We start from the raw sequence: 10,085 nt of genomic DNA, 5'->3' as shown, positions 1-10,085 counted from the left end.
ATGCGCGGCGGCCTTCGGCCTGGATTCCGCGCTGGTGAGTGTCCGGTAGCGGGAAGTTCGTCAGAGGTGGGTTGGCACCCACCCTACGGCACCCTTCCCCCCACTCCACAGGCATTTTCCCGCTGACGCCCGAGCACCGGCTTTCGTCCGCCGTCGGGATGGGGAACACTGAGGGCCATACAAAGAGCGGGCCGGCCTGAGTCGCGATCCGCCAGAGCAGGAGCAGTGGCAAACCGTGTCCACCAGAGACGACGAGACCCGGCATGGGGGCATGCCGGGAGAGATTATTCCTTTCCAGATTCGCGGGCGGTTCCTGATGGCGCTGTCGCTGCGGGTGGATGTCGAGGCGGATGACGCGGCGTTCTATGAACGGCTCGACGCGCAGCGCGAGACCTCGCCGCAGTTCTTCGACGAGGCGCCGATGGTGATCGACCTCGGCAACGTGCCGGGGATGGCAGAGCCCGAGCGGCTGCGGGCCATGGTGGCGAAGCTTCGCGAACGGAACCTGCGGGTGTTCGGGGTGCAGAACCCCGGCGCGCTGTCTGAAGAAGCCTTGCAGGAAATGGGGCTCATTCCGGTGCTGGCGGGCAAGGATGCGCCGTTGCCGGATGCGCGGAGCACCAAGCGGCGGCGCCGGGCGGCGTTGCGCGGGGTCGAGAACAAGCTGGTCAAGGCGCCGGTGCGCTCGGGGCAGATGGTGGTCTGCGAGAGCGGCGACCTGACGGTGATCGGCTCGGTTGCCTCGGGCTCCGAAGTGGTGGCCGGCGGCAATATTCACATTTACGGGCGTCTGCGCGGGCGGGCGATGGCCGGGGTGCATGGCGACGAGAGCGCGCGGATCTTCTGCCGGAGCCTCGATGCCGAGCTGCTGGCGATCGCCGGGCTCTACAAGACCAGCGAGACGCTGGAGGACGCGGTGCGCGACCGCGCGACGCATATCTACCTGGAAAACGAGAGACTGTGCATGGAGGTGATCGGATGACGGCCGATCTTAAGGAAAAACCGGCCTTGGGCCGGGTGATCGTGATCACGTCGGGCAAGGGCGGTGTGGGCAAGACCACGTCGGCCGCGGCGATCTCGGCGGGGCTGGCGAAGCAGGGGCACCGCACGGTGGTGATCGATTTCGACGTGGGGCTGCGGAACCTCGACATGACGATGGGCTGCGAGCGGCGCGTGGTGTTCGATTTCATCAACGTGATCCAGGGGGATGCGCGGCTGAAGCAGGCGCTCATTCGGGACAAGCGGTTGGAGAACCTGTCGATTCTGCCCACCTCGCAGACGCGGGACAAGGATGCGCTGACCAAGGAGGGCGTCGAGACGGTTCTGGACGAGCTGAAGCAGGAGTTCGACTACATCATCTGCGACAGCCCGGCGGGGATCGAGCATGGCGCGCAGATGGCGATGTATTTCGCCGACGAGGCGGTGGTGGTGACCAACCCCGAGGTGTCTTCGGTGCGCGACAGTGACCGGGTACTGGGGCTGTTGAGCAGCCAGACCAAGCGGGCCGAGAGCGAGGGGGCCGATGCGGTGAAGGCGCAGGTGCTTTTGACGCGGCATGATCCGGCCCGGGTCGAGAGCGGCGAGATGATGAATGTCGAGGACGTGCTGGAGATCCTGGCGGTGCCTTTGCTCGGGGTGATCCCGGAGAGCCAGGCGATCTTGCGGGCGTCGAATATCGGGACGCCGGTGGTGCTGGATCAGCCCTCGGCGGCGTCGAAGGCCTATGAGGACGCGGTGCGGCGGCTGACCGGCGAGGAGGTCGAGATGCGGATCGCGGGCGAACGGCGGCCCGGGCTGTTTCACCGGCTGTTCGGGCGGGCGTCATGAACCTGTTCGGATTTGCCCGCAAGCAGCGCCGCGCGAGAAGTGCGGAGACCGCGAAGGACCGGCTGCAGATCCTGCTGGCGCATGAGCGCAGCGGCGGAGGGCGCGGCGGTGAGGCCGATTACCTGCCGATGCTGCAGCGTGATATCGTCGAGGCGATCCGGAAATACGTGTCGATCGGCGAGACGGATGTGGAGGTGCGCATGGAGCGCGGCGAGCAGATGTCGAGCCTGGAGATCAACGTGGAATTGCCGTCGGAGGTGGGGTCGAAGGCGGGGTGACGTCCTGGCGTTAAGCCGCGCATCGACGGGCCGCGGGGCGGCGAACCGACGGGGGTGGCTTGGTGCTTTATGGTAGCCAAGTCCCTCCTCGCTCACGACGTTGCGCTTGCCTCACCAAATCGCCGGACCGTCGGGGCGGCCCGGCGATGCGCGGCGGCCTTCGGCCTGGATTCCGCGCAGGGCGTCATGCCGAAGCGTAAAGGTTACTCCGCCGCCACCTGCCCCTTGTCGCCCAGCACCGCCATCGCCGCGTCGACGATTTCCTTGTAGCCGGTGCAGCGGCAGATGTTGCCGGAGAGGGCGTCGCGCACCTCGGCCTCGGTGTAGCGTTTGCCGGTGGAGGCGAGCTCCGACAGGGTCATCAGCATCCCCGGCGTGCAGTAGCCGCATTGCAGGGCGAAGTTCTCGTGGAAGGCCTGTTGCAGGTCGTTGAATTCGTGGTCGGGGGTTTCCAGACCCTCGATGGTGCGGATCTCGCGGCCCTCGGCCTGGTGCGCGAGTGTCAGGCAGGAGCGCACTGCCTTGCCGTCCATCATCACCGTGCAGGCGCCGCAGACGCCGTGTTCGCAGCCCACATGGGTGCCGGTGGCGCCGATCTCGTGGCGGAGGAAATCGCTGAGCAGCATGCGGGGTTCGGCGAAGCCTTCGACCTCTTCGCCGTTCAGGGTGAATTCGACCGAGTGTTTCTGGCCGTGTTGCAGGACCTTCATGCGCGGGTCTCCTCGATGAGTTTCTTGCCGATGCGGCGGACGAGTTCGCGGCGGTAGCGGGCGGAGGCGTGGATGTCGTCGGTGCCGCCCATCTTCCACGCGAGCCGGTTGAGGGCGTCGGGGATGTCACTGGTGGCGAGGTCCGTCCATTCCTCGACCGTGGGCGCGTCGGAGACGCCGCCGACGCCGAGGCGCACGGTGCCCTTGTCGGCGATGCAGGCCATGGCGACGATGGCGAAGTCGCCGTCGCGGCGGGCGATTTCGCGGAAGCCCCACTTGGCGGAGGAGGGGAGCGACGGGAAATGGGCGGAGATGCAGAGCTCGCCCTGTTGCTTGGCCGTTTCCAGCAGGCCGGTCTGGAACTCGCTGGCCGAGAGGGTGCGGGTGCCGGAGGCGGATTGCAGCGTCACCGTGCCGCCCAAGGTGGCGAGGAGGAGGGGCATTTCCGCCGAGGGGTCGGCGTGGCAGAGCGAGCCGCAGACGGTACCGCGGTTGCGGGTCTGGATGTGGCCCACATGGGTCAGCGCCTCTCGGACGAGGGGCATGTGGGTGGCGAGGTCGGGGTGGTGAAAGACCTCGGCCTGGGTGGTGGCGGCGCCGACGGTGAGGCCGTCGGGGCCGATCTCGAGCTTCTTGAGGTCGGCAAGGCGGGAGACGTCGACGAGGATAGACGGCTCGGCCAGCCGCATGTTGAGCATCGCCATCAGCGACTGGCCCCCGGCGATGACGCGCGCCTCCTCGCCATGTTCGGCAAGGCAGGCGACGGCTTCGTCGATCGTGTCGGGGATGTGGATGGAGAAGGGGGCCGGTTTCATGAATTGCCTCCGAATTTCGAGCGGATCTTGCCGAGGAGCCCCTTGCGCGGCGCGGCGTCGGGGGCCGCGCGGGCGACAAGGGCGCGGAAGAACTGGTTGATGAGAAGGCGTGCCGCGCCGGAGAGGAGGCGGCCGCCGACGGAGGCGATGGTGCCCGAGAGGTGGATTTCGTAGCGGTAGCGGACGTTGGTGCCGCCCTCGACCTCGTCGAGTTCCACCCAGCCGGTGCCGCGCGAGACGCCGAGGGAACCGTCGAGCGTGCCGGAGATTTCGACGCTTTCGGGTTTGCGCATGTTCCTGAGCCGGATATCGGCCTCGAACGTGCCGCGCACGGCGCCGACGCCCATCTTGAGCGTGCCGGTGAAATGATCCTCGGCGTGCTTGTCGAGTTCCCTGCAGCCGGGGATGAGGGCGGCCATTTCCTTCGGGTTGAGCAGCGTTTCCCAGACCTTTTCGCGGGGGGCGGGGACGAAGGTTTCGCCCTCGCCGCGCAGCGCGTCGCCGGAGAAGTCGACGGAGAGGCGTTCCTCGGTCTTTTCCACGTCGGCCGGGGGCGCCATCTCCTCGCCGCTGTTGATCCAGCCGAAGACCTTGGAGGGGGTGAGCGGCATGGTCACGTCTTCATAGTCGAGCGCGTCGGCCACGGCGTTGGCGAGGCAGACGGGGGTGGTGTACTGGTTGCCCTCGGCGATGCCCTTGGCGCCGAGGCGGGTGAAGGGCGAGGGGATGGCGACGGTGTCGACCAGCACCGGATCGATGGCCTCGGCCGCGGTGGGGATCAGGTAGTCGGCCATGGTGCCGGAAAGGAACGTGCCGTCTTCCTTGTAGACGAATTCCTCGTAGAGGGAGGCGCCGATGGCGTTGGCGAAGGAGCCGCGGATCTGGCCCTTGGCGAGGCCGGGGTTGAGGATGGTGCCGCAATCGTGGGCGGTGACGTAATGGTCGACCTTCACGTTGCCGGTGTCGGGGTCGATTTCCACGCCGCAGAAGTCGAAGGCGAAGCCGTAGGCGAGGGATGTGTTGATCTCGTCATTGGCGGTGGTGGGGGTGAGTTCTGGGGCGTTCCAGTAGGCGACCTCGCGGATGCCGGGGTCCATGCCTTCGGGGAGGGAGGAGGGCGACCAGTGGGCGAGCCCGCCCACGCGGCGGAATTCGAGGCCGTTATCGGGGTTCGACTTGGAGCGGATCATGCTGTCGGCGAATTCGATATCGTCCTCGGGGACGTTGAGGAAGCGGCCCGCGACCTTGGTCATCTTCACGCGCACCCGTTCGGCGGCGGTTTTCGCGGCCGAGGTGGAGGCGGGCGAGAAGCGGCAGGAATAGTTGCCGGCGGCGATGGACCAGTTGTCTTTCTGCGTGTCGGTTTCCAGGTTCACCGTGATGTCGGAGAACTTCAGCCCCAGTTCGTCGGCGACGATCTGGGCCAGGGCGGTCTGGTGGCCCTGGCCTTGGGGCGTGGAGTCGCCCACGACGTTGACCGAGCCGAGAGCGTCGACCGAGATGGTGCAGGAGGCGACGGCGCCGTCCTTGGGGCCGGCCTTTTCGCGTTCTTCCTTGGTTTTCAGGGTCGAGATGTAGCCCATGTTCGACTGGCTGGGTTCCACCGCGGCGGCGAAGCCGATGCCGTAGAGCTTGCCCTCGGCGCGGGCCTGTTTCTGGCGCTCGCGCAGCCAGTCGAGCTTGCCCTGTTCGACGGAGTCTTTCACGACCTGTTGGTAGTCACCGGAGTCGATCAGGGCGCCCGCGGGGGCGCGGTAGGGGAAGGAGCCGGCGGGGATGAGGTTCTTTTCCATCAGCGCGAGCGGGTCCATCCCCAGTTCCTTGGCGACCTTGTTCATCACCCGTTCGATGGCGAAGTAGAGCTGTGGTCCGCCGAAGCCGCGCACGGCGCCGGTGGGGCACTTGTTGGTGAGGACGATGTTGTTCGTCACCTTGACGTTGGGGATGGTGTAGCAGTTGGTCGAGAGGCCGTGCATCCGGTAGATCGGCGCGGGCATGGGGGCGCGGAGGTGGGCGCCGTGGTCGTCGTAATGCTCCATCCGGAGGGCGTTGACGGTGCCGTCATCGTCGTAGGCGGCCTCGATCGTCGTCACCCGGCTGGGCGCGACGGAGGAGGAGGCGTGGTGTTCGAGGCGGTCCTCGATCCATTTCAGGGGGCGGCCGGCGAGGCGGGAGGCGACGCAGAGCACGACGATGTAGGGGAAGAGGGTGAGTTTCGAGCCGAAGCTGCCGCCGGAGTTGGCGGGGCTTTTGTGGCGCAGCTTGGCGGAGGGGATCTTGAGGGCGATGGCCATCACGGTGTGGACCGAGAAGGGGCCCTGGAAGTTGGACGTCACGTCGTAGCCGCCGGTATCGGGTTTGTATTCGGCGACGACGCCGTAGGTTTCCATCGGCGTGACCGAGTTGCGCGGGTAGCGGATTGTGATCTGGGTCTTGTTCTTCGCCGCGTCGAGCACCTTGTCGGCCTCGCCGTGGTTGAAGACGCGGTGGGAGACGCGGTTGGAGCCGGCGGCCTCGTGCAGGACGGGCGCGCTTTCCTCGCAGGCGCGGACCGGGTCGACCACGGCGTCGAGCACTTCGTAGTCGACCTTGATGAGCTTGAGCGCGTCTTCGGCGCGGTAGCGGTCGGTGGCGCAGACGATGGCGACGGGTTCGCCGACATAGCGGACCTTGTCCATGGCGATGCCGCGATAGTCGAGCGGGTTGGCGAAGCCGACGATCAGCGGCTTGGTGTAGGGCTTGATATCCTCGCCGGTGATGACGGCATGCACGCCCTTGAGCTTGAGCGCTTCGGTGGCGTCGATGCCCTTTATGCGGGCATGGGCGTGGGGCGAGCGCAGGAAGGCCGCGTGTAGCGTGCCTTTCGCGATGGGTATATCATCCATGAAGGTCGCCTTGCCGCGCAGCAAGGTCTGATCTTCGGTGCGCAGGATCTTCTGCCCTACCAGCGGTTCGCGCATTTCTGACACATCGTCCTCCATACCCCGTCATGCGAGCTTGAAATTTATTAAATACTTATTGTATAATAAAGCTGGATCGTGTCAACTCGTTTGCAACGGCAATTCGTACAAGGGCTTGAACCGGAAGGCAGGGAATGACCGAAGGGTTTGATTTCAAAGTGGAAAAAGAGGTGCTCGAGCTGAGCGACGGCGGCCGGGTGGCCATTCGGCGCTGGGGTGGGGCGAAGCGCGAGCGGATCGTGCTGTCGCATGGCAATGGCCTTGCGATCGACGGGTTCTACCAGTTCGCGCAGGAGCTGATGGCGGATTTCGAGGTCGTGGTCTTCGATATGCGCAGCCACGGCCAGAGCGGGCCGGGCGAGGTGATGGACAACCCCTGGCCGCGCTTCGTGGCCGACATCCCTGAGATATACGATTCGATTCAAGGACGGTTCGGGGAGAAGCCGACGCATGGGGCGTTTCATTCGCTGAGTTCGGTGGCGACGCTTCTGGCGCAGTCGCGGGAGCCCCGGGGGTGGCGGTCGCTGACCCTGTACGAGCCGCCGGTGCCGCCGGTGGCGGACGAGGCGCTGCTGGAGGAGTTCGTGGCTTCGCACGAGGAGCTGTCGCGCCGGACGCGGGCGCGGCGGCGGACGTTCTCGGGGCCGGAAAGGCTGGTGACCTCGCTGCGGCGGTCGCCGACGTTCGGGGGCATCCCCGACGAGGTGATCGAGCGGATGGCGGCGGGGATGCTGTATTACGCCGGGAATGACCCGGAGGCACCCTACGAGCTGGTCTGCGATCCGGATCTCGAAGCGAATACATTCGATATCCGGCTGCCGCGCGAGTGGTGGGATGCGATCGGCACCGTGACGGTGCCGGTGCAGGTCGTGGTGGGCACGACGCTGGGCCATGACCTGCCGGGGCTGATCCGGTCGGCGGGGTTTCTTGCGCAGACCTTCGGGTTCGAGTGCGCCGCCGTCGAGGGCGGGGGCCACCTGATGCAGATGCAAAGACCGCACCGGTGTGCGGAACATGCCGTGCGGTTTGCCACGGCCAAATCGGAAAACAACGCCGCCTGAGCGGCGCCTTCAACGACAGAGGGGTACCTGGAAATGGCACAAGACAACCTGACGAAGGCCCGCGGGAAGGAGACGATCCTGGATTGCCTGCGGTTCTGGGCGGCGGAGACGCCGGAGCAGCTGGCCGTCGAGACGACGGACCATGGTAAGTTGACCTATGCGGAGCTGGCAAGGAATGCGAATGCGCTGGCGGCGGCGTTCGGGAAGCTGGGGCTGAAGCCCGGGGACCGGGTGGCGATTCAGTTGCCGTCGTCGCCGGAATTCGTGACGACCTACATGGCCTGTGCGATTTCGGGCTGTGTGCTGACGACGCTGCATATGCCCTACCGGCAGGAAGAGCTGCATCCGCTGATTGCCTTTGCCAAGGCGAGGGCGGTGGTGACGGCGGAGGTCGGGAAATACGACGGGCCGGAGGTGATGGAGGCGCTCGAGGGCGAGATCGGGAGCCTGGAGCACGTGATCAGCGTGACGGAGCCGACGATCGCCGGGCAGCATCATTTCGGCGCGCTGGTGGCGGAGAATGTCGATGCGCCGGAGATCGAGGGCGCGGGGCCGGATGCGGAGGTGGCGCTGTGCTTTACCTCCGGCACCTCGGCGGCGCCGAAGGGGGTGATCCGCAAGCAGACGCTGATGGCGCAGAACGCGCGGCGTTTCGGCGAGATGCTGGATATGGGCCCGGCTGACCGGGTGATGATCGCGCCGCCGCTGACGCATGTGTTCGGGCTGCTTTGTGCGGGCAATGCGCTGATGTCGGGGGCGACGGTGGTGCCGGTGCCCATTTTCACGCCGCCCACTTACGGCGAGTACCTGACGGCGATGCGGCCGACGGTGGTGTATTCGGCGCCGGCGCATCTGGCGGCGACGCTGAAGAGCGGGGTGATGGATGCGGCGCCGCCCGAGACGGTGCGCGACGTGATCGTGGGCGGCTCGATCTGCCCGCCGGAGGTGGCGGCGCAGTTCGAGGCGCGGCTGCCCAATGGCCGGGTCGGGTGCCTGTTCGGGATGACCGAGGCGCTGCTGGCGACGCAGACGGTGGTGACGGATGCCCCCGAGATCCGGCATGCGACGGTGGGGCAGCTGGCCGAGGGGCTGACCGCGCGGATCATGACGCTGGAGGGCGAGGACGTCACGAAGGGCGGCGAGGGGGAATTGCAGTTGAGCGGGTATTCGATCTTGCCCGAGTACCTGGACAACCCCGATGCCAATGCGAGCTCGTTCACCGACGATGGCTGGTTTCGCACCGGCGACCTGGCCTCGATCGACGAGAGCGGGAACATCATGATCACCGGGCGGAGCAAGGACATCATCAACCGCGGCGGGATCAAGATCAATCCGGCGGATATCGAGAGCATCCTGGACGGGCATGCCGATATCGTGCAGTCGGCGCTGGTGCCGATGCCCGATGCGGTGCTGGGCGAGCGGATTTGCGTTTACGCGGTGCTGAGGCCAGATACGGCGCTGACGCTGGAGGATCTGTGCGACTTTCTTGACGGCCAGGGGGTTGCGAAAATGCGCTGGCCCGAGCGGCTGGAGATCATTCCGGAGATGCCGATGACGCCGACGAAGAAAATCATCAAGCCCGTATTGGTTGCAGACATTCGCGATAAAGTGTCAGATTGACAATCTCGGGCGGCTGGGAGGACTGAGAGCACGTCATGGCAAAGAAGAAAGAAGACGCCTGGGTACTGGGCGGCGGAGATGTCGAGGCCTTCGAGAAGCGGGCCAAGCGGGGGCGGCCGCGGGGCAAGGGCACGCAGGTGGTCTATGACTCGCTGCGCAAGGAGATCCTGACGCTGGTGGCGAAGCCCGGCGACCACCTGGACGAGGCGGCGCTGGAGAAGCGGTTCGGGGTGTCGCGCACGCCCATTCGCGAGGCGCTGATCCGGTTGCAGGCCGACAGGCTGGTGCGGTTCTCGGCCAATCGGGGGCATTTCGTGGAGGTGATCAACCTCAACGACGTGCCGCGGATCTTCGAGGCGATGGACCTGTACCAGGCGGCGGTGCTGCGGCTGGCGGCGGGGCGGCATACCGAGGACCAGCTGGTGGTGCTGCGGGAGATCAACGAGGGCTACAAGGCCGCCGCGACCTCGGGCGACTTCCAGGCGATGACCGAGCGGAACCACGAGTTTCACAAGCAGATCGCGCTGATGGCGGGGAACGAGTTCATCAAGGAAGGCTACGAAACGGTGCTGAATTTCAGCCTGCGGCTGACCTACCTGATGTTTGAGAACGAGGACCGCACCTCGCAGGAGCCGGACAGCTATTACGACCGGATCTACAACGAGCATGACGAGATGATCGACCTGATCGCGGCGCGGGATGCGGACGGGCTGGATGAGGTGAGCCAGAAGCACACGCGGCTGTTCTGCAACCAGGTGTCGGCCTTCATGGAACACCGGGTGGCGCTGCGGACTAAGGCGCAGTCGTTCTGAGA

Annotated in this window: 9 protein-coding genes; 6 read left to right on the top strand and 3 right to left on the bottom strand. The window is 66.1% G+C overall.

The features are described 5' to 3' along the window. Nucleotides 1-235 precede the first annotated feature (235 nt). The 3 genes from minC to minE are packed head-to-tail and all read left to right on the top strand — an operon-like array spanning nt 236 to nt 2,105. Complete coding sequence (minC, locus tag RIdsm_RS21165) at nt 236-982, top strand: septum site-determining protein MinC (RefSeq protein WP_235607998.1); 747 nt, start codon at nt 236-238, stop codon at nt 980-982. Continuing rightward, nucleotides 979-1,827, top strand: a complete 849-nt coding sequence (gene minD / locus RIdsm_RS21160; protein WP_057818385.1) for a septum site-determining protein MinD — start codon at nt 979-981, stop codon at nt 1,825-1,827. Before minC ends, minD begins: the two co-directional genes overlap by 4 nt. Then, nucleotides 1,824-2,105, top strand: a complete 282-nt coding sequence (minE, locus tag RIdsm_RS21155) for a cell division topological specificity factor MinE (protein ID WP_057818387.1) — start codon at nt 1,824-1,826, stop codon at nt 2,103-2,105. The genes minD and minE overlap by 4 nt, the downstream gene beginning before the upstream one ends. Before the next feature lie 203 nt (nt 2,106-2,308). On the opposite strand, the gene RIdsm_RS21150 is transcribed toward minE, so the two are convergent. Genes RIdsm_RS21150 through RIdsm_RS21140 form a run of 3 tightly spaced genes read right to left on the bottom strand, consistent with a single transcriptional unit; the run spans nt 2,309 to nt 6,590 of the window. Beyond that, nucleotides 2,309-2,815 carry a (2Fe-2S)-binding protein gene (locus tag RIdsm_RS21150; protein ID WP_057818389.1) on the bottom strand — a complete coding sequence of 169 codons (507 nt, stop codon included), beginning with the start codon at nt 2,813-2,815 and terminating at the stop codon, nt 2,309-2,311. After that, nucleotides 2,812-3,630 carry an FAD binding domain-containing protein gene (locus RIdsm_RS21145; protein ID WP_057818392.1) on the bottom strand — a complete coding sequence of 273 codons (819 nt, stop codon included), beginning with the start codon at nt 3,628-3,630 and terminating at the stop codon, nt 2,812-2,814. The genes RIdsm_RS21150 and RIdsm_RS21145 overlap by 4 nt, the downstream gene beginning before the upstream one ends. Next, on the bottom strand, nt 3,627-6,590 hold the full coding sequence (locus RIdsm_RS21140; protein ID WP_143100459.1) for a xanthine dehydrogenase family protein molybdopterin-binding subunit: 2,964 nt from the start codon (nt 6,588-6,590) through the stop codon (nt 3,627-3,629). The genes RIdsm_RS21145 and RIdsm_RS21140 overlap by 4 nt, the downstream gene beginning before the upstream one ends. A 134-nt stretch (nt 6,591-6,724) precedes the next feature. Here RIdsm_RS21140 and RIdsm_RS21135 point away from each other — a divergent pair, with 134 nt between their 5' ends. From RIdsm_RS21135 to RIdsm_RS21125, 3 genes are read left to right on the top strand one after another with little or no spacing between them, the layout of a single operon-like run. Further along, a complete protein-coding gene (locus RIdsm_RS21135) occupies nt 6,725-7,651 on the top strand; it encodes an alpha/beta hydrolase (protein ID WP_057818396.1) in 927 nt (308 codons plus the stop codon). 33 nt (nt 7,652-7,684) lie between these two features. Further along, nucleotides 7,685-9,271, top strand: a complete 1,587-nt coding sequence (locus tag RIdsm_RS21130; RefSeq protein WP_057818398.1) for a class I adenylate-forming enzyme family protein — start codon at nt 7,685-7,687, stop codon at nt 9,269-9,271. 35 nt (nt 9,272-9,306) lie between these two features. Next, nucleotides 9,307-10,083 (top strand): GntR family transcriptional regulator, encoded by a 777-nt coding sequence (locus tag RIdsm_RS21125; RefSeq protein ID WP_057818400.1) that lies wholly within the window; start codon nt 9,307-9,309, stop codon nt 10,081-10,083. Nucleotides 10,084-10,085: the final 2 nt, after the last annotated feature.

Source organism: Roseovarius indicus (genome assembly GCF_008728195.1).
GTDB lineage: Bacteria > Pseudomonadota > Alphaproteobacteria > Rhodobacterales > Rhodobacteraceae > Roseovarius > Roseovarius indicus.
This window is presented reverse-complemented; position numbering and strand designations above follow the sequence as displayed.